At 66.3% G+C, this 20,346-nt stretch carries 14 protein-coding genes and 3 pseudogenes; 12 read left to right on the forward strand and 5 right to left on the reverse strand.

All coding sequences use genetic code 11. The features are described from left to right. Window positions 1–7: 7 nt before the first annotated feature. Window positions 8–1,885 (forward strand): ABC transporter ATP-binding protein/permease, encoded by a 1,878-nt coding sequence (locus HY058_08485; protein ID MBI3497329.1) that lies wholly within the window; start codon window positions 8–10, stop codon window positions 1,883–1,885. A 6-nt stretch (window positions 1,886–1,891) separates the two neighbouring features. Here HY058_08485 and HY058_08490 read toward each other — a convergent pair whose 3' ends face one another. Together HY058_08490 and HY058_08495 are read right to left on the reverse strand one after the other, a co-directional pair. Further along, window positions 1,892–2,389, reverse strand: a complete 498-nt coding sequence (locus HY058_08490) for a hypothetical protein (protein MBI3497330.1) — start codon at window positions 2,387–2,389, stop codon at window positions 1,892–1,894. A gap of 6 nt (window positions 2,390–2,395) precedes the next feature. Next, complete coding sequence (locus tag HY058_08495; GenBank protein ID MBI3497331.1) at window positions 2,396–2,893, reverse strand: response regulator; 498 nt, start codon at window positions 2,891–2,893, stop codon at window positions 2,396–2,398. 250 nt (window positions 2,894–3,143) lie between these two features. Between HY058_08495 and HY058_08500 the strand changes: the two genes are divergently transcribed. The 9 genes from HY058_08500 to HY058_08540 all read left to right on the forward strand — a co-directional run bounded on the left by HY058_08500 (window position 3,144) and on the right by HY058_08540 (window position 17,231). Further along, window positions 3,144–5,534, forward strand: coding sequence for a transketolase (locus HY058_08500; GenBank protein ID MBI3497332.1), 2,391 nt, complete (start codon window positions 3,144–3,146; stop codon window positions 5,532–5,534). 47 nt (window positions 5,535–5,581) lie between these two features. Then, window positions 5,582–6,700, forward strand: a complete 1,119-nt coding sequence (gene ald / locus HY058_08505) for an alanine dehydrogenase (GenBank protein ID MBI3497333.1) — start codon at window positions 5,582–5,584, stop codon at window positions 6,698–6,700. Window positions 6,701–6,740: 40 nt separating this feature from the next. Next, window positions 6,741–7,835: a polyamine ABC transporter substrate-binding protein gene (locus tag HY058_08510; protein ID MBI3497334.1), complete on the forward strand. Its 1,095-nt coding sequence runs from the start codon at window positions 6,741–6,743 to the stop codon at window positions 7,833–7,835. Then, a complete protein-coding gene (locus HY058_08515) occupies window positions 7,832–8,809 on the forward strand; it encodes an alpha/beta hydrolase (protein ID MBI3497335.1) in 978 nt (325 codons plus the stop codon). Before HY058_08510 ends, HY058_08515 begins: the two co-directional genes overlap by 4 nt. A gap of 1 nt (window position 8,810) precedes the next feature. Beyond that, window positions 8,811–9,614, forward strand: coding sequence for an SDR family oxidoreductase (locus HY058_08520; protein MBI3497336.1), 804 nt, complete (start codon window positions 8,811–8,813; stop codon window positions 9,612–9,614). 846 nt (window positions 9,615–10,460) lie between these two features. Then, complete coding sequence (locus HY058_08525; GenBank protein ID MBI3497337.1) at window positions 10,461–11,312, forward strand: hypothetical protein; 852 nt, start codon at window positions 10,461–10,463, stop codon at window positions 11,310–11,312. Window positions 11,313–11,319: 7 nt separating this feature from the next. Next, a complete protein-coding gene (locus HY058_08530) occupies window positions 11,320–14,523 on the forward strand; it encodes a caspase family protein (protein ID MBI3497338.1) in 3,204 nt (1,067 codons plus the stop codon). A 15-nt stretch (window positions 14,524–14,538) separates the two neighbouring features. Then, window positions 14,539–15,258 (forward strand): hypothetical protein, encoded by a 720-nt coding sequence (locus HY058_08535; GenBank protein ID MBI3497339.1) that lies wholly within the window; start codon window positions 14,539–14,541, stop codon window positions 15,256–15,258. Between the two features lie 17 nt (window positions 15,259–15,275). Then, on the forward strand, window positions 15,276–17,231 hold the full coding sequence (locus HY058_08540) for a CHASE2 domain-containing protein (protein ID MBI3497340.1): 1,956 nt from the start codon (window positions 15,276–15,278) through the stop codon (window positions 17,229–17,231). 448 nt (window positions 17,232–17,679) lie between these two features. Here HY058_08540 and HY058_08545 read toward each other — a convergent pair. Next, window positions 17,680–18,005 (reverse strand): annotated as a pseudogene (locus tag HY058_08545) (transposase). 30 nt (window positions 18,006–18,035) lie between these two features. On the opposite strand from HY058_08545, the pseudogene HY058_08550 reads away from it, so the two are divergent. Then, window positions 18,036–18,173: pseudogene (locus tag HY058_08550) on the forward strand (IS5/IS1182 family transposase). A gap of 166 nt (window positions 18,174–18,339) precedes the next feature. On the opposite strand, the gene HY058_08555 reads toward HY058_08550, so the two are convergent. Together HY058_08555 and HY058_08560 are read right to left on the reverse strand one after the other, a co-directional pair. Next, window positions 18,340–18,993 (reverse strand): TetR/AcrR family transcriptional regulator, encoded by a 654-nt coding sequence (locus tag HY058_08555; GenBank protein MBI3497341.1) that lies wholly within the window; start codon window positions 18,991–18,993, stop codon window positions 18,340–18,342. Continuing rightward, window positions 18,990–19,487 carry an NAD(P)H-dependent oxidoreductase gene (locus HY058_08560; protein ID MBI3497342.1) on the reverse strand — a complete coding sequence of 166 codons (498 nt, stop codon included), beginning with the start codon at window positions 19,485–19,487 and terminating at the stop codon, window positions 18,990–18,992. Before HY058_08560 ends, HY058_08555 begins: the two co-directional genes overlap by 4 nt. Before the next feature lie 137 nt (window positions 19,488–19,624). On the opposite strand from HY058_08560, the pseudogene HY058_08565 reads away from it, so the two are divergent. Then, window positions 19,625–20,334: pseudogene (locus HY058_08565) on the forward strand (aquaporin). Window positions 20,335–20,346: the final 12 nt, after the last annotated feature.

Raw genomic sequence — 20,346 nt, forward strand, 5'->3', positions numbered from 1 at the left:
AGCCCGCATGACCACGATCGTCGATCCTGCCCAAGCCGTGCCGAAAGTTGCCGAAGCACCGGTCGAGCGCGAGCGCGTCGGCCGCGCCGAATTGAAGGCGCTGAGCACGCTCGTTCCCTACCTTTGGCCGAGTGCCGCCATCAGCCTGCGTGGGCGCGTGGCGCTCGCCATCAGCCTCTTGATCGCCGCCAAGGTCGCCAACGTCAACGTGCCCCTCCTCTACAAGGGCGCGATCGACACTCTCACCAGCGCTACCGGAGAGGGAGCGCTCGCGCACGCGATCGAGGTTCCGATCGCGCTGCTTATCGGCTACGGCCTGCTTCGGGTGACGGCGTCGGCCTTCGCCGAGCTGCGCGATGCGGTCTTCTCCAAGGTGGGGCAGCGCGCCATCCGCAATCTGGGTCTCGCCACCTTCCGCCATCTGCACGGCTTGTCGCTGCGCTTCCACCTCGAGCGGCAGACCGGCGGCTTGAGCCGCGCCATCGAGCGGGGCACTAAGGGCATCGACTCGCTCTTGTCCTACTTGCTCTTCAGCATCCTGCCGACCCTGGTGGAGATTCTGCTGGTCTGCGGCATCCTTTGGGGCCTCTACGACATTTGGTTCGCGCTGCTGACCTTCGTCACCATCAGCTGCTACATCGCCTGGACGCTGACGGTGACCGAGTGGCGGATCAAGTTTCGCCGCCAGATGATCGAAACCGACGAGGAGGCGCATACCCGCGCCATCGACAGCCTGCTCAACTACGAGACGGTGAAGTACTTCAGCAATGAAGCGCACGAGTCGCAACGCTTCGACTCAGCCCTCCAGCGCTACGAGCGCGCCGCGGTCACGAGCCAGCAATCCCTATCGCTGCTCAACATCGGTCAGGGCGCCATCATCGCCACCGGCGTCACTCTCGTCATGATCATGGCCGGCAACGGCATCGTCGCCGGACGCATGTCGATCGGCGACTTCGTGCTGGTCAACTCCTACCTGATCCAGCTCTACATGCCGCTCAATTTTCTGGGCTATGTCTACCGCGAGATCAAGCAGTCGCTCCTCGACATGGAGAAGATGTTCCGGATCCTGGACGTGCCACGCGAGGTCGAGGATCGTCCGGGCGCACCGGCCATCGCCGTCAGCCAAGGCCGCATCGAGTTCCGCCACGTCGATTTCAGCTATGAGCAGAATCGGCAGATCCTGTTCGATGTGTCCTTCGAGGTGCCGCCGGGCAAGACGGTGGCGATCGTCGGACCGAGCGGCGCCGGCAAGTCGACGATCAGCCGGATCCTGTTCCGCTTCTACGACGTGGCAAGCGGAGAGGTGCAGATCGACGGGCAGGACATTCGCCTGGTCAGCCAGTCGAGCCTCCGCAAGGCGATCGGCATCGTTCCCCAGGACACGGTGCTGTTCAACGACACCATCTACTACAACATCGCCTATGGCCGTCCGGAGGCGACCCGGGCCGAAGTGGAGGAGGCGGCGAAGCTCGCGCAAATCCACGATTTCGTCGTGAGCCTGCCGGCGGGCTACGCGACCATGGTCGGCGAGCGCGGCCTCAAGCTCTCCGGCGGCGAGAAGCAACGGGTGGCGATCGCGCGCACGCTCCTGAAGCGCCCCAGCGTCTTCCTCTTCGACGAGGCGACCTCGGCTTTGGACTCCCATACCGAGAAGGAGATCCAGGCGAGCCTCCGCGCCGTCTCAGCCAACCGCACGACCCTCATCATTGCGCACCGGCTGTCGACCGTCATCGATGCCGACGAGATCATCGTGCTGCAAGCCGGCCGCGTCGTCGAGCGTGGCCGTCATCAGCAGCTTCTGGCCGAGGGAGGCCATTACGCGGCGATGTGGCGCAAACAGCAGGAGCGGGTAACCGAGCGCGAGGATGCCAGGCCGGCGGCGTGAGGCGGGCTAACCCTTAAACTTCTGGGTCGCCTGGCTCAATCCCTCGAGCACCTGCCATTCGATCTCGCCGCCGGTGCCGGTGATGCTCTGGGCGAGCAGCACGTAGAGCGCATCGATGTGGAGCGCGATCACTTCCAGCTGCGGCCGACCGACCTTGCTGAGGCTGACGGCATAGTCGTTGAGCGACTTCGCGATGCGGGTGACGAGCGGGTAGTCGAAGGTGCCGCCGAGACCTTTCAGGTCCAGGGCTTCGCGCGCCACCCGCTTCAGGATGTCCGTGGCCGGAGTCTTCCCGGCGCGTGCGTCGGCGACGAGCTCGCGCAAAGCCTTGAGGCTGGACGACGCCGCGGTGTTGAACTTGTCGGTCGCCGCATGCACAACCTTCTCGAGCTGCAGCATCTCGGTCGACGTGAGATCGACGCTGAAGCCCTTCTTGTAGTTGACCGCCTTGCGCCGAAGCTCGTTGGAGGGCGGAATGATCTGAGCTTTTTGTCGCCCTGCCACGATCGATTACGCCTCGGATCCGCCCCGACGATTGGGGCCGCCATGGGGCACCTGCCGACGCCGGCGGTCGGGGCCGAAATAGCTCTGCGCGTTGACGAAGGAGCGCGGCCGCGCGATCACCGATGAGAGGCGCCGATACAGCCCATCCACGGTGAAGGGCTTCGCCAGGAACTCGGTGACACCCTTGTCGCGGGCGGCGACGACATATTCCTGCTCGGAATGGGCGGTGAGCATGATCACCGGCAGCAGCCGATTGGGTGAATCGGGAGAGAAGCGGAGATAGTCGATGAGCTCGAGCCCGCTCATCGGCTCCAGCTCCCATTCCGTGATCATGACATCGATATTGTCTTCTCTGAGCGCCTTGATCGCCTTGGTCGAATCCTGCACGCGGCGCACGCCGGTTGCACCCAGCATCTTCAGGATGTCCTGGATCATGTCGAGTGCCAGCGGGTTCGCGTCCACGAGGAGGAACGAGACTTTGCTGAAATCGATCTTTTCCGGCATCGACGTCCTTCCCCGGGGGGCGGTCGTTTCGCAGATCCATTAACCTCGGACGGCGCGCCCTCGGACGCGGGCGACACTCGCACGCGCATTGGTAAATTACAATATTTCTGCGCGGCGAGGAGCCGGAGAATCGTGTGCCGCGGCGCCTCGGAAGCGGTCCGCCGGGGCCCACGAGCGCGCTGGATGGGCTAGTGCCGGCGCCGAGCGAAGCCCTATACTTGGGCCCAGCTTGAGAAGGAGGAGCCGCATCATGGCTGAGGCCAAGGGCCGCGCCGTGGCCGAGGTCGCTCGACCCGGAGATGCCGAACGGCGCGCCGTGCTGAGGGCCTTGGAGCGAAAGGTGCTCTGGCTCTCGACCTGGATGATTCACAACGCCAATCATCTCCGGCCCGCCCGCGACGGGCTCAAGGTCGGCGGGCACCAAGCCTCCTCGGCCTCGGTCGCTACCTTGCTGACGGCGCTGTATTTTGACGTGCTGAGGCCGGAGGACCGGGTGGCGGTCAAGCCCCATGCGAGCCCCGCCTACCACGCCATCCAATATCTCTTCGGCAAGCAGTCCAGGGACGCGCTCGAGCGATTCCGCGGGCTGGGCGGCGCCCAATCCTATCCTTCGCGGACCAAGGATGGGGATGAGGTGGATTTCTCCACCGGGTCGGTCGGTCTCGGCGTGGCGGTGACGTTGTTCGCCTCCCTGGTGCAGGATTATGTCCGCTTGAAGGGCCTGGCGCCGCGCGATCAGCCCTCCGGCCGCATGATCGCGGTCATGGGCGATGCCGAGCTGGATGAGGGCAATGTGTTCGAAGCCCTGCTCGAAGGCTGGAAGCACGATGTCAGGAACCTCTGGTGGGTCATCGACTACAACCGCCAGAGCCTCGACGGCATCGTCTCCGATCAGCTGTTTCAGAAGATCAAAGGCTTCTTCAGCGCCGTCGGCTGGACCGTGGTCATCATGAAGTACGGCCGCCGGCTGCAGGCGGCGTTCCAGCGCCCGGGCGGCGAGGCGTTGCGGCGCTGGATCGACGAGTGCCCGAACGATCTTTACTCGGCGCTCACCTTCAAAGGCGTGTCGGGCCAGCCGCTGGCCTGGCGGGAGCATCTCCTGGTCGATCTCGCCGACGTTCCCGGCATCCCCGAGCTGCTGGCGAGCTACGACGACATGGCCCTCCACCAGCTCATGACCAATCTCGCCGGGACCGACATGGACGCGGTCCTCGATGCGTTCCACGCGGTCGAGGGCGACGCGCCGCACTGCTTTATCGCCTATACGATCAAAGGGCACGGCACGCCGCTCGCCGGCCACAAGTACAATCACGCCGGTCTCATGACGATGGAGCAGATGGCGGGCTTCAAGCGCGCCCAGGGGATCGCCGACGGCGCCGAGTGGGATCGTTTCGCTGGGCTCGAGATTCCGGCCGAGCGCTTGGAAGCATTCCTCCGCGAGGCGCCCTTCAACAGCGAGCGCTCGCGGATCCGAGACGGCGCCAAGGTGCCGGTGCCGCCACGGCTCGATCTCCGTCTCGGCGGCAAGGTGTCGACCCAGATCGCCTTCGGCAACATCCTGAACGAGCTCGGGCGCGGCGACAGCGAGCTGGCGCGGCGCATCGTCACCACCTCGCCCGACGTCACCGTCTCGACCAATCTCGGCCCCTGGGTCAATCAGCGCGGCATCTTCGCGCGCACGGTGCGTGAGGACGTGTACCGCGAGGAGAAGGTGGTCTCCGCGCAGAAATGGGCGAAGCACCGCCAGGGGCAGCACATCGAGCTCGGCATCGCGGAGAACAATCTATTTCTGCTCCTGGGCGCGCTCGGGCTGTCGGCGCCGCTCTTCGGCGCGCGGCTGCTGCCGATCGGCACCCTCTACGATCCGTTCATCGCCCGCGGCCTCGATGCCCTGACCTACGCCTGCTACCAGGATGCCCGCTTCATGGTCGTGGCGACGCCCTCGGGCGTGGCCTTGGCGCCGGAGGGAGGTGCCCACCAATCGATCACCACGCCGCTCATCGGCTTGGGCCAGCCTGGCCTCACCTACTTCGAGCCGGCCTATGCGGACGAGCTGGTGGCGATGATGCATTGGGGCTTCGAGCACATGCAGGAAGAGGATGGCGGCTCGATCTATCTGCGCCTGACGACGAGGCCGGTGCCGCAGCCGGATCGCACCATGAGTGCGGCGCTCGAAGCCGACATTCTCGCCGGCGGCTATTGGCTGCTGCCGCCGGGCGAGGCGGAATTGGCGCTGGTCTATTGCGGCGCCGTCGTGCCGGAGGTGCTGGCCGCTAAGGAGCAGATGGCCGAGGATCTGCCCGGCCTGGGGATTCTCGCCATAACCTCGCCGAGCCGGCTCTATGCCGGCTGGCGCCATACGGTCGCCGAGCGCAGCCTTGCCAACGCGGTCGCACCCTCCCATCTCGAGCGCTTGCTGTCGGCGCTGCCGACCGCTTCTGCCTTGGTGACGGTCCATGACGGACATCCGGCGACGCTCTCTTGGCTGGGTGCGGCCGGCGGACGGCGCGTCTATCCGCTCGGCGTCGACACGTTCGGCCAATCGGCCGACATCCCCGATCTCTTTCGCGTGCAGCACATCGACGCCGAGGCAATCGTCGACATGGCGGCGCTCGCCTGCATGGAGCAGGCCCGATCCTAGAGAAGGATCGGCGAAACCCTCGGATTGACGTGGCATAGGAAGCAAGCATGCGCATCGGCGTCCCCAAGGAAATCAAGGTTCAGGAATACCGGGTCGGTCTGGTGCCGGCGAGCGTGCGCGAGCTCGTTCACCGCGGCCAAGAGGTGTACGTCGAGAAGGGGGCCGGACTCGGCATCGGCTTCGACGACCAGGCTTACCGGGCGGCCGGCGCCACGGTCTTGGGTAGTGCGACCGAAGTCTTCGCCAAAGGCGAGATGATCGTCAAGGTGAAGGAGCCGCAGCCGCAAGAATGCCGCTTGCTGAAGCCGCATCACCTGCTGTTCACCTATTTGCACCTGGCCGCCGACGCCGAGCAGGCCTCGGGCCTGATGGGCTCGGGCGCCACCGCGATCGCCTATGAAACGGTGACCAATGCCCAGGGCGGCTTGCCGCTCTTGGCGCCGATGAGCGAGGTCGCCGGCCGCATGGCGATTCAGGTCGGCGCCCACTGCCTGGAGAAGGAGGCGGGCGGCGGCGGTATCCTTCTGGGCGGCGTTCCGGGCGTACCGGCGGCAAAGGTGGTGATCCTCGGCGGCGGCGTAGCCGGCACCAATGCCGCGCGCATGGCGATGGGGCTCGAGGCGCATGTGGTGGTCATCGACAGGTCGCTGGAGCGGCTCTATGCGCTCGATCTGCAGTTCGGCCGGCAACTGCACACGGCCTTTGCCACCCTGGATGCGATCGAGGGCCATGTGCTGACCGCCGATCTGGTGATCGGCGCGGTGCTCGTCGCCGGGGCCGCGGCGCCGAAGCTGGTCACCCGCGACATGGTTCGCCGGATGCGTCCGGGCTCGGTCCTGGTCGACATCTCGATCGACCAAGGCGGTTGCTTCGAAACCAGCCATCCCACGACCCATGCCGATCCGACCTTCCTCGTCGACGGCGTGGTGCATTACTGTGTCGCCAACATGCCGGGCGCGGTTGCGCGCACCTCCGCCGTGGCGCTCAACAACGCCACGCTTCCCTTCGTGCTCGAGCTTGCCCAGAAGGGCTATCGGCGCGCGCTCGCAGGCAACATCCATCTGCGCCGCGGCCTCAATGTGCATGGCGGGCGCATCACCTATGCCGCCGTCGCCGAGGCGCTGGGGCTGCCCTCGGTTCCGGTCGAGGAGGCGCTTGGTCTTTAGGGCCGGCTCGTCCTATGCATATCGGGAGTGGGGTGAGTTCATGAATCTAGGCCGGCGATGGATGATCGCGGCGCTGGCGCTCGCCGCGGCGTCGCTGCCGGCATTCGCCGAGGAAAACGCCCTCAACGTTTTCAACTGGTCGGACTACATCGCCGATGACACGGTCGAGCGCTTCGAGGCGGAGACCGGCATCAAGGTCACCTACGAGGAATTCGATTCCAAGGACACCTTGGAGGCCCGGCTCGCCGCTGGCCGTACCGGTCTCGACGTCGTCGTGCCGACCGCTTCCTTCCTGCAGCACCACACGGCCGACGGCATGTTCCGCAAGCTGGACAAGAGCCTGCTGGCGAATTACGGCAATCTCGACCGCGATCTGAACCGCATCGCCTCCGCCTATGATCCCGGCAATCAATACGCCGTTCCCTATCTGTGGGGGACGACGGGAATCGGCTACAACGTCGCCCGCATCAAGGAGCGGATGGCGAATGCGCCTTTGGACAGCTGGCGCCTTCTCTTCGAGCCATCGGTGGTCTCGCGCTTCAAGGATTGCGGGGTTGCCATGCCGGATGCTCCGGTCGACGTGATCAAGGCCGTGCTCCGATTTCTCGGCCGCGATCCGTCGAGCCCGCGAGCGGAAGATATCCGGGCGGCCGAGGCGCATCTGGCGAGGCTCAGGCCCTACATCGCCTATTTCGATACCGGCCGCTACATCGACGACCTGGCGAGCGGAGCGGCCTGTCTGGTCCTCGGCTGGTCCGGGGATGTGGTGCAGGCGCGCGGCCGGGCGCGGGATGCCGGCGCCGAGATCGAGATCGGCTATTCCGTGCCGAAGGAGGGCGCCATGGTATGGATGGACGTGCTGGCGATCCCCGCCGACGCACCGCACCCAGAGGCTGCGCATCGGTTCATCGACTTCATCCTGCGCCCGGAAATTGCCGCCGATATCGCCAACACCGTCGGCTTCGCCAACGCCAATGCCGCCTCCTTGGGCGATCTCGATCCGGAGCTGAAGGCGGATCAGGCTCTCTATCCTCACCAGGCGGTCAAGCAGCGGCTCTTCGCCGACAAGGCGCTGACACCCGAGCTCGATCGGCTGATCACCGCCGCCTTCAACCGCGCCAAGACCGGCCGGTGACCGTCGAGCATTCGGGCGAGCCCGGCGGGCCCGCGAACGATCTTCAGGACATCGAGGTGGCAGGCGGCCGGATCGGGTGGCTCGCCGCCGCGGACGGCAGCCGGCTGCGTCATGCCTACTGGCCTGCCCTCACAGGGGATTCCAGGCCGTTGGTGCTGCTCCTGGGCTTCACCGAGTTCATCGAGAAATACCTCGATGTGGTGGAGCGGCTGCGCCGGCGCGGCTTCGCCGTTTGGATGATGGATTGGCGCGGGCAGGGCTTGTCCCAGCGGCCGCTCGCCGATCGGCAGAAGCCGCACATCAACGACTTCGCCATCCACGAGGCCGATCTGGCACTCTTCATGCGCGCGATCGTGGCGCCGGCTTGCCGGTATCCGCCGGTCATCCTCGCGCATTCGATGGGTGCGCATATCGCCTTGCGCTGGCTCCACGAGCATCCGAGCGAAGCCGAGCGCGCGGTGCTGATCGCGCCGATGATCGATCTGGCGCTGGGACCGACGCTGCGCATCCTCGCGCGCTGGCTCGCATGGAGCGCCACGTGCCTGGGATTGGGCCGGCTCTATGCCCCGGGTGCCAGCCATTACGGGCCGGACCGCGCGGTTTTCGCCGGCAATCGGCTGACCTCCGATCCCGAACGCTTTCAGATCGCCCATCGCCTGATTGCCCGCAACCCCTTGTTGTCGACCGGCGGCCCGACCTTGGGTTGGCTCGACGCCGCCTTCCGGTCGATGGCCTCGTTGCGCCGCCCGGGCTTTCCCGAAGGCATCCGAACGCCGATCCTGCTGGTGCAGGCCGGGCGCGATAGCCTGGTCTCCTCACGGGCGCAGGCGCGGCTTGGCGCCCGTCTGCCGCAGGTGCAGGTGGTCAGCATCGGCGACTCCAAGCACGAAGTGCTGAAGGAGCGGGACGAGCTGCAAAGGGTCTTTTGGTCCGCGTTCGATCGGTTCGTCGGTAAGGAAAGCGGGGAGGGGTGAGATGGCCGGACGGCTTGAAGGCAAGGTGGCGATGGTAGTAGGTGCCGGCTCGATCGGCCCGGGATGGGGCAACGGCAAGGCCGCCGCCGTGCTCTATGCGCGCGAGGGGGCGAAGGTGCTGGCGCTCGATCTCAACGAAGCCGCCGCCGAAGAGACCGCGCGCCTCATCGAGGCGGAGGGCGGCACGGCGATTGCGCGCAAGGCGAACGCGACGAAGGCCGGTGAGGTGGAGGCAGCGGTCAAGGCCTGCACCGATGCCTTCGGGCGCATCGACGTCCTCCACAATAATGTCGGCATCGCCTCCCTCGGCGGCCCGGTCGAGGTCAGCGAAGCCGAATGGGACCGGGTGATGTCGGTCAACCTCAAGAGCGTGTTCCTCTCCTGCAAGTACACGCTGCCGGTCATGGTGGCGCAGGGCAAGGGGGCGATCGTCAACATCTCTTCGATCGCCGGCATCCGCTACACCGGCGTCTCCTACATCTCCTACAGCACCAGCAAGGGTGCGATCGTGCCCTTCACCCGGGCGATCGCGCTCGAATATGCCAAGCAAGGCATCCGCGCGAATTCGATCCTGCCCGGCCTCATGAACACGCCGATGATCTATGCCGGGCTGCAGGCGGCCTATTCTGCAAAGGCGAACGAGGCCGAGATGGTGCGCGCCCGCGAGGCCCAGTGCCCGATGGGCCGCATGGGCGACGCCTGGGACGTGGCTTACGCTGCACTGTTTCTGGCGTCCGACGAGGCCAAATACGTCACCGGCACCGAGCTCATCGTCGATGGCGGCATCACCGCGAAATATGTGTGAGCGGCAGTCATTGCTTCGGTGGAGGATGGTTGCGGGGACGCGCATTGGCCGAGACCGACACGCGCTGACTGCGCCAATCTGACGACGCCGCTAGCGCTGCGCCTCGCGCCGTCGGGCGACCAGCTGGCGTCGGCTTCACATCATGACGACGACTCCCGACGCCGCGCTATCGCCTTCTTCAATGCGCCTCTTGCAGGTCCGTCACTGCTGCTGCCATGGTTGCTCTCCGGCAACCTGGCTCCAGGTTGGATATCGACAACGCTGATCATGGCAGCGATCGTCAGTAACGTGGTTCCTCCAGCATTCGCGATACCCGCCTACTTCCATTGGAGAACCCGCGGTTACGCCGTTGCTTGGGTTGCTATAGCGGTTGGGCTCATAATCGATGAGCCTGATGTGTTTGATATTTTCGATATTTTTTCTGTATTTTCTGCGCTCTCCTTGAGCCCGGGAACGTTCAGCGTTCAACGCGCCCGCTCGGACCCGCACACGCTAAAGCGGGTCCCATGGCCTGGCGGAGCGCCCGGCACGATCGTTGGCGCAGTCTTCAGGCGGCGCTCGGTTTGACCGAGACGTTCCACAGCTCCGCTCCCGGCCAAACGTCAAGCTGGCGCAACGCTCCGAAATTTCGTACTTTTTCCTGGGCTGAAAGCCTGAATTCCTGGGCATCCTTTCGACTCGGCACCAGGGTGGGAGATGACCATGAAGGGTCGCCTTCTCCACGCGTCGGGATCGCGGTGAGCGTCCCCCATTCCGGACGCTCGTGATCGTCGTCACAGCCCGCCGCGGCAGATAGCCGGCAAATTGACCGCGCAAACACGTAAATCGACTGTGCGGGAGACACCAATGCGACAAGGCAAGCTGATCTTTCGGTCCGGACTCGCGGCGTCGTCGCTGGTCGCGCTCGGCCTCGTCCTGTCGAGCTGCGCCCAGCAGGGCGGCGTCGCGGCCGCGTCGACCGCAGCCGATGACGTCTGCCGGCCGCAGCGTCTCGCACTGGACGACTCCCAGCAGTTCTTCGCCGGCGACATCGTCAAGGGCGCGCTGATCGGCGCCGTAGGCGGCGCGCTGTCCGGTTTCATATTCGGCGGCGGCGGCAGTCAGTCGGTGGCAACTGGCGTCATCGCCGGCACTGCGGCCGGGGCCTTCGCCGGCTATTGGACGTCGCTGCAGAACCAAGGCGGCTCGCACAGCGATTTGATCTCGCGCATGGTCGGCGACATGGACCGCGAGCAGACCGCGCTCGACAAGGCACAGACCTCCTTCAACCAGCTGGTCGACTGCCGCAAGGCGAGCGCGCGCCAAGTCAATGCCGACCTGAAGGCCGACAAGCTGACGCGCGAGCAGGCCGAGGTCCAGATGACGCAGGTGCGCCAGCTGGCCGATCAGGACATCGCACTCGCTAAACGGATCAACGCGCGCATCGACGAACGCACCAGCAACTATGTCTACGCGACCGAGCAGGCAACCGGCGCACCGCTGGCGGCCGCGGCCGCGCCCGCGGCGACGGCGTCGCCCAGCCCACCCTCTGCTGCCCCGCCGCGCCCTGCGGCGACGCAGCAGGCTTCAGCCACCACGGGCGACAATGCGGCAGTTCGGCAGAGCGCCTCGACCTTGGTACAGAAGAAGCAGACCTTCGCGCAGTCGACCGACACCGCTCAGCAGTCGCTGTCGTCCGAGCTTCAGATCGCCGCCTGAGGCCATCTTGAACACCGCGCGGGCGCATGCAGGGACGCGCATCGCGCTCGCGTTGTGTCTGCTTTTCCTGGGCGCCGCCGGCGTGCCGGCGGCCGGTTCCCGGGCGGCGCCGGCCGCTGCGCCCGCGACGCCGCTCGCCAGCGGATCTAAGGAGCCGCCAGCTGCGGCGTTCCTGCGCATCGAAAGCGGCCGCCACAGCGCCTCGATCAACCGACTAGCAGGCGCCCGGGGTGGAAGCCTGCTCGCCAGCGTGTCGGACGACAAGACGGCGCGCCTGTGGGATGCTGCGACCGGCGAGCTCCTCTCGGTGCTGCGCGTGCCGCTGGCCGAGGGGCTCGAGGGCGCGCTCTATTCGGTCGCACTCTCGCCCGACGGCACGCGGCTCCTGGCCGCAGGCTATACCGGCATCGCCTGGGACGGGCGGCCCTCGGTCTACGTGTTCGACGTGGAGGCCGAGCGCATGATCGGCCGACTCGGCCCCCTGCCCGCAATCGTCAACCACATGGCGTATTCGCCCGACGGCAAGCGGTTCGCGCTGTCGCTCGGCAAGGCCGGAGTCAGCCTCCACGAGGCGACCGGCAAGCCGGTCAGCCAGGATCGCGACTTCAAGGACCAGGCGACTTGGGTCGCGTTCGCGCCCGACGGACGCTGGGTCGCCACCGGCCTCGACGGCCTGGTACGGCTCTACGATCCGGACGGTAAGCTGATCGTGCGCCACAAATTCGCGGGCGCCGGGCAGCCATTCTCGGTCGAGTTCGCGCCCAGCGGCGAAATTGTCGCCGTCGGCTTTCTCGACCGGCCGCGTGTCGAGATCTTGTCGCTCCCCGATCTGGAGCCGCGGCTGGCACCGTCGGTTGGCGAGTTCAAGCAGGGCGGATTCAGCACCGTCGCCTTCGTGCCGGCGGGGGCCAGCACCCACCTCGTGGCATCCGGCAGCGTCCGTGGCGCCGACGGTCGTATCGTGATGCGACGCTGGGCCGATGCCGGTCTCGGCCGTCCGGTGGACGAGGCGATTGCCGACGATACGGTGACGCAGATCCTGCCGCTCGAAAGTGGCCGCCTGGCGCTTGCCACCGCCGAGCCGGCGCTGCGCATCGGTCCGCTGCTGGGAGAGCGTCGCGTGCTCGCGGGCAACAATCTCGATCTGCGCAATGTCGTCCGTGGGCGCCTGGCGACCGATCGCCAAGGCACGCGTGTGCTGATCCAGCTCGACAAGGATCAACCGCCAATCCTCCTCGACCTCGCGAACCGCCGGGTCGGTGCTGCCGACGCGAAAGCCGCGGCGGGCGAGTGGATCGGCTGGCGATCCGCCGCCGGAGGCACCGCGGTGACGGAGTGGCGCCTGTCGCGCCAAACCAAGATCGCCGGCAAGCCGATCGGCTTCGATCCCGACGAGCGCGCGCTCAGCGTCGCGGTCGCGAGCGACGGCCAGGTCGTGCTCGGCACCGATTTTCGGCTGCAGCTGTTCGACAAGGCGGGTGTCCAGCGTCACGCGATCGACGTGCCGGGCGCGGCCTGGGGCGTGGTCGTGTCGGGTGACGGCAAGCGCGCCATCGCCGCGCTCGGCGATGGCTCGGTGCGGTTCTACGACATCGCCGGCGGCAAGCTGGTCGAGCGGCTGAGCTTCTTTCTGCACCGCGACCTCGCGCGCTGGGTCTCCTGGCTGCCCGAGGGATTCTTCGACCATTCCGACGAAGGCGGCCGCGAGCTAGTCGGCTACGTGCTCAACCGCAAACGCGCCGAGACGCCCGAATGGGTCAGCTTCGCACAGGTCTATCGCCTGTTCTACGCCCCCGACCTGGTGAAGGACCGGCTATCTGGACGCTCCGGCGCCGACGCGGCGATTGCTGCGCGGCTGAGCGAGATCGGCGACGTGCGCAAGCGCTTCGATGCGGTGACCCCGCCGAGCGCCGAGCTCGAAGCGGTGTGCTTCGAGCGGCTGGGCTCGGATGCCTGTACGCCCGTGGACGCGGGCCAACGCCTGACCCGCGCGGCTGGGTCCGCGGATACACCGGTGTCCGCGGCAACACCCGCACCGGCCGCCGACACAGCCCGCGCCCCCGCAGTGCCGGCCGCCGCCGATTTCCAGTTCAAAGCGACGCCGCAGCTGCGCTTCGACTACGCCCTGCCGGCCGGCATCGAGCAGGTGCTCCTGCGCTACCGCGTCACCGATCGTGGCGGCGGCACCGGTGCGGTCGACTTCTTCCTCAACGATCGCAATGCCGGCCGCCAGCGTGGACGCGGCGCCGCCACTCCCATCGCCAAAGGCGAGGCTGCGCAAATGGAACGCCGCCTGGCGCTCGGGCCCGGCATCAACCGCATCCAGGTGCGCGCCTACGACCAAGCAAACGGCGTCTACGGCGAGAGCCGGCCATTCCTGATCAAGACGGCGTTGCCGACCGACGCTGACAAGCCCTCGCTGTACGTGGTCGCGGCCGGGGTCAACGCATACAAGGGCAACGGCCTGCCGCCGCTCCAACTGGCGCGCGCCGACGCCGAGGGCTTCATTGAGACGGTTCGTGCCGGTGCCGCTCCATTATTCAAGACCGTCCAAGTCGCCGCGCTCTACGACGAGGCGGTGACGCCGCAAGCTCTGTCGGACGCGTTGGCCAAGGTCGCGCGCGACGCGCATGAGCGCGACACGGTTCTGATCTATCTTGCGGGCCACGGCGCGATGGACCAGGGCAGCTATTTCTACGTCACCCAGAACGTTGATCTGCTATCGGACGGCAAGCGCACCGGCCTCGCCAAGGCCAACTCGGTCGAGGAGATCTACGCACGCGCCATGCCGCAATCCTTCACCGGCGCAGTGCTTGTCGAGGCGCTGGGAGCGATCCGCGCGCGCAACGGTTTCATCTTCCTGGATACCTGCCATTCCGGCGGCGTCAATCTGGATGCCGGCGCCAGCAATATCGGCCACGAGACCGGCCGCTACATCCTGACCGCTGCGGCAAACGTCGAGGAAGCGCTCGATCGCTACGACGACACGCATGGCGTGTTCGCCGCCGCCGTCCTCAAGGCGCTGCAAGGCGTCGGCGGCACCGCGGGGACCGACGGCGTCGTCGACAATTTCCGCTTGGGCCATTTCGTTCGCGCCAATGTCGAGATCCTGGCCAAGGAGGTCGCACCGCAGCACCAGCAGAGCGCGCGCTTCAAGATCTCGAGCCAGGACGCGACGCCGTTTCCCATCGTGCGCGCCAAGGTGCCGTGAGGAGGTAGCATACCGATGCAGCATTGCCGCTGTCTTCTGCTTGCCGCTGCCGTGCTGGTCGGCAGCGTGCTCGCAGCGCTGGTGCCTGAGCCGGCGCGTGCTGACTCGCTGGTGGTCGCCGAGGCGCGCGGCGGGGGGCTGAAGCCGGGCCAGACCATCGATGCGGCACAGCCGATCAAGCTCGGGTCGGGGGAGCGCGTCACCTTGATCGCGTCCAATGGTGCCATCATCAAGCTGACCGGCCCGTTCGAGGGCGTGCCCGACATTTCGGGGCGGCGCCTCGCCAGCGTCGCCGAATCACTGGTCCGGCTGGGCAGCCAGAGCACCCAGAGCAGCACCACGCTCGGCACGGTCCGGGCGCCCAACGGCACGCTCCCGCCCGAGCCCTGGCTGATTGATGTCGGCAGCAGCGGTCACCGCTGCGTGCAGCAGGACGCCAGCGTCGTGTTTTGGCGTCCGCCGGCGACCACCGACCAGACTATGCAGCTAAGCCCAAGCGATCGCGCTTGGCAGGGCCAGGCCAAATGGCCAGCCGGCGCCGATCAGCTCCGGATGCCGTCGAGTTTCCAGGCGCAGGACGGTCAGGCCTATATCGTCGCGATCGATAGCGGAGCCAGCACCGTCACTCTTCACGTCATCCCGCTGGCGATGGACAACGATATGATGCGGGCCGCCTGGATGCTCGACCAGGGCTGCATGGGCCAGGCGCAGCTGCTCATCAGCCGCCTGAAATAGGACGGGCAGCGCTGCGGATGATCTGGAGCAAACTCTCGCGGTTCGGCGCCTTCGTAGTGATCGTCGGCTTGGCCACACTCGCCTCGGTGCTGGTGTTCAACGGCCTGCCGCTCTTCGGCTCGTTCGAGCGCTGGGTCGAGAACTACCGCATCGCCACCCTGACGCCGCCGGAGCCGCAGCACCCCGACATCGTCATCATCGGCATTACGGACGATACCCTCGGCCAATTCCTCTACAGTTCGCCCATCGATCGCGGGTTTCTGGCCGACCTGCTGGAGCTCGTCCAGGCGCGCGGCGCCCACGGCGTGCTGCTCGACGTTTTGTTCGACCGGCCGACCGAGCTGGCGAAGGATGCCCGGCTGAAGGCGCTGCTCGAAGCCTATAGGCTGCCGCTCGCGATCAGCTACGGTCGCGAGCCGGAGCGTCTGACTCCGGACGAGGTGGCGTTTCTCGACGATTTCGTGCCCGCAAAGCTGCGTGGCTTCGGCAATCTGGTGACCGACGATCTCTATGATGGCACCGTTCGGGGCATCTATCCGGGCCGCGCGCTCAGCGACGGTATGTTCGTTCCGGGCGTCGCCACGGTGCTGGTGGAAAGGCTCGGCCATCCGGTCGCGCATCGAGCGCGCGCGCTCGCCTATCGCGGCCAGCCATCCTCGACGGTCGAGCCGTTCCTCGAGCTCCCGGCCCATACCGTGCGGTTTCTGCCGCCGGCGTTGCTCGCCGGCAAGATCGTGCTGATCGGCGGCGACTTCAGCCTGATCGATCGCCACCGCTCGCCTTTTGCCACCGCACGCGAGGCCGGTGCCGGCAACTTGCCGGGGATCGTGCTCCACGCCCATGCCGTGGCGCAGCTGCTCGGGAATCGCCAGGCGCCCGAAATCGGCTTCTGGAGCACGGTGCCGATCATCGCCACGGCGGCGGCGATCGGCGTGCTGCTGGGGGCCCTCGACATGGCGGTGGCGCTGCGCATCGCCGCCGCGGTGCTGCTCGTGATCGCGCTGTGGATCGCCGGTTTCACGCTGTTCCGCTACTCCGACGTGCTCGTGCCGGTGGTCGCGCCGAGCGCCGCGCTCGGCCTGGCACTGTGGATGACCGGCACCTATATCGCGCGCCGGGACCTAGCGCAGAAACGCTTCATCCAGCGGGCCTTCTCGCGCTATCTGTCGCCGGCCCTGCTCGACGAGCTGATGAATGATCCCAGAAAGCTGTCGCTCGACGCGGAGCGGCACGAGCTGTCGTTCATCTTCACAGACGTCGCCGGCTTCACCGGGTTCTCCGAGCAGCTCGATCCGAACCAGCTGTCGGCTTTGCTCAACCGCTATCTCGAGGGCGTGTGCGAAATCGTGTTCCGACACGGCGGCATGGTCGACAAGTTTATCGGCGACGCCGTATTCGCGATCTTCAATGCGCCCAAACGGCAGGACGACCACGCCCAGCGTGCGGTTGCCTGCGCGATCGAGATCGATCGGTTCGCCAGCGGTTTCCTGGAGGCCGAGCTCGGGCGCGGCGGACGGTTTGGCCTGACGCGCATCGGCGTCCATACTGGCGTCGCGAGCATCGGTAATTTCGGTTCGGCCGAACGCTTCGAGTACACCGCGCTCGGCGACGCGGTGAACACCGCCTCGCGTCTCGAGGGCCTGAACAAATATTTCGGAACGCGCGTGTGTGTCAGCGGCTCCGCGGCCAGTCGCTGCCTGAATCAACCGTTCCGGCCGCTCGGCAATGTCGTGCTCAAGGGCAAGACTGAGGCGATCGAGGTGTTCGAGCCGCTCGACGCGACCCAGGAGGCTTCACCCTATGTTGCCGAATATCTGCGCGCCTACGCCCTGATGGCGCGCAAGAGCCCCGAGGCCTATCGTGTGCTCGCCGAGCTCGGCCGCACCAATCCCGACGATCGGTGCGTCGCGTTGCATCTCGAACGCATTGCCTCGGGCAGGGGCGGCACCGAGATCGTGATGGACGAGAAGTAACGCGTCTGCCCGACCGGCTCCGGCCGAGGCGTTGTAGCACCCGGGGGGAACGCAAGGAGGCCGCCGAGGCCATCGCGTGCCCTTATCCGAGCGCAGCACGCTCGCGGCCGACCCTAAGCGCGGCGAGATCGCCAGCGTGGTGCAAGTACCCCGGAACGGTACCGCCACGAGCAAAAACGCCGCCTGATCGGTGGCGGCGGTTCACCGCGTGTTCGGGCGTTCGGTGAAAGTGGTTGCGGGGACACGCCTTGGCCGAGAACGACACACGCTAATGGTGGCGATTTAATAACCTCACCAAGGGAGAGGTTTTGGCCGAACTGACACTGGCTGATCTGGCACAATGCGGGCGCGTCTGGGCGTGAAGCCTGTTTCATCGCGATTTGGGCCTGAGCGTGATCGGCGTTGGGGTTGGGAGGATTGGGTGAGTTCGGGGCGATCGCCCCGCGTGTCATGGTCCGGCGGGCTGGAGGCTGCGGGCGAGGCCGCGGAACAATTCGGCTTCGGGGCAGGCCGCGCCGAGGGCGATGCGCACCCGCGTGGCGGTTTCGGTGATGCGTGCGACGATCTTGAGCAGGCGCATTCTCAGTGTGGTGAACTCGGCGGTCGCGAGGGCCTGAGGTTTGGGGATGGCGTCACGCACCGTCAGCATCAGCCATATGCGGCGGTGTGCAGCACCAGGCGCACCTGGTTGGCGAGCGGCGAGCGGCAGCTGGTGCGATCGGAGGCGAGTTGGCTCTTGTGCTGCTTGATCAGGTTCTCGGCCTGGCCGCGCGCGCGGCCACCTATTCCGATTTTGAATCCGGCCTGGAGAGAACCTTCGCCTGGCTGGGCCGCTGCCGACGCCTCGCCAGGGACTTCGAGGCAAACATCGCCAGCGCCTCCGCATGGCTCCTCCTTGCCCATATCCGCCTGCTAACCCGAAAAATCGCCCGACAACGATAGAAATGCTACCATTCAGAGTCAGGTTCTAAGGGTGCCGTCAGGTTGACGACTGGATGGGGTGCCGCGCAGGCTTGGACATTGCGCTGCCCGGCGCGGCGATCATGATGGCCTGCAGCTCACCAACGCCGCGCATCCTGGCGCCGGTTGAGGGTCCAAGAAAGGGGGCCTATGTCCGCGCGAAGCCGTGCAGGAAGGCGTCGATCGCCATGTCGATCCGGTGACGGATCTCGTCGTCGCTCGGTTTATCGCCGAGCATGGCGCGGTGGAGCAGATCGAAGGTGATCATGTCGTGGAAGAGGGTGGCCGATTGATGCGGATCGCTCCGTCGCAAACGCCCCGCTCGCTGCTGTTTCTTGATGAACTGGGCAATGATGCTCCGAGATCTCTCCGGGCCGCTCTCGAACCAGGCGCGCCCGAGCGCAGGAAAGCGCGCCGTTTCGGCGATGATAAGCCGCTGAAACGCCAAGTGCCGGTCCTGAAGCAGGATGCCGAGGAGCGCCACAGCGAGCGTTCTCAGGCCTTCCTGCACGCCGAGGGCGGAGACGTCAGTCGTGACGAAGGACGCAAGGAAATCCTCGCACAGCCCTTTCACGATGGCGACGAAAAGCCCCTCTTTGTTGCGGAAGTGATTGTAGATATTGGTCTTCGAGCCACCGACGGCGCGGACGATCTCGTCCACGCTGACGCGGTCATAGCCGCGCGTGAGGAACAGCTCGGTAGCCGTTGATCGAATCTGTTCGGACTTCTCGTCGCCCCGCCGAGTGCGGCGGATTGCTCGTCGCGGCGCGTCGGGCAGCGGCGTGGCGGTCGTGGCGCTCATGCCGCCGCTCGAAGAAACCGCGCTGCCCTGATCTCATCGGAGGAGATCATCGACACCCGCAAGCGCGAAGCGCAGCGCGGCTTCGTCGACGAGGCGCCTGTCTCGTTCATTTGCTGCTGCGCGCGCACACCGCCAGTGAAGGCGGGTGACGTCGTCATGGTCAGTACCGGCTTGCCCCTAAGCGCTGACCGTCCATAGGGCCGAGAGGCCCAGTCGAGCCCGTTCTTCAGGACGCCGGACATACCATGATTGTACTCGGGCGAGATCACGATCACGCCATCGCTCGTCTCGATGGCCGAACGCAAGGCGCGCACCGGTTCCAGTGCATGTTCACAATCATCGTCCTCATTGTACAGCGGCATCCGATGCAGCGGGAAGATGTTGAGCGCGACTCTTGGCGCAAGCGCGTCCTGAAGCCCGCGAAGCACCGCGGTGTTGTTGGAGGCGCGGCGCAGGCTGCCGGAGAGGCCGAGAAAGCGGAAAGCTTGGGTCATCGGGGGGCTCTTGAAAGGTTGGGATGCAAGCTCATATAATACCATACCGTATGGCATTCAAGCGGGTGGCGTTGACGACAACACCCGGGCCAATGGGTGATGCCTATCCCGGCACGAACAAAGAAAGGACCAGAGAAATGAACAGATTGACGAAAGCATTGGCTGCCGAGTTCATCGGCACCTTTGCCTTGATCTTCATCGGCGCCGGCGCCGTGACGGCGCTCGGCAGTGCGCAGATGACGGCGATCGCGCTCGCGCACGGGCTCACTATCATGGTGTTCGCCAGTGCATTCGGCGACATCCATTCGGCGACATCAGCGGCGGCCACATTAATCCGGCGGTTACCGTCGGCCTCGCCACCGCCGGGAAGTTCCCACGACGGCACGTCGCGCCTTACATTGTCGTGCAAATCGCGGGAGCCACTACGGCGGGCTACTGCCTGCTCGCCATATTCGGTGGGCCGGTGAACCATCTTGGTGCGACGCTGGTGGACACGCACCGCATCACCTATGGCGGCGCCTTCGCGCTCGAGGCGATCGGCACGTTCTTCCTCGTCAACACGGTTCTCCACGCCGCGGTGCGCGGAGCTGCAGGTTGGCTCGCCCCGTTCGCGATCGGCATGACCGTGACGGTGTGCATCCTGATGTTCGGCGCGCTCACCGGCGGCAGCGTCAATCCCGCGCGCACCATTGGCCCGGCGGTCGCGACAGGCATGTACGACGGCATCGCGATCTACCTGGTCGCGCAGCTCGTGGGTGCCGTGATAGCGGGCGGGCTCTATCGCCTCTTCTGGGCGCCGGCATCCGCTTCCGCACAGCTCGAGACCAGCCTGGTGCCGGCCGAGTAGGACCCGCGGACC

This window comes from Pseudomonadota bacterium, assembly GCA_016195085.1.
Lineage (GTDB): Bacteria > Pseudomonadota > Alphaproteobacteria > SHVZ01 > SHVZ01 > JACQAG01.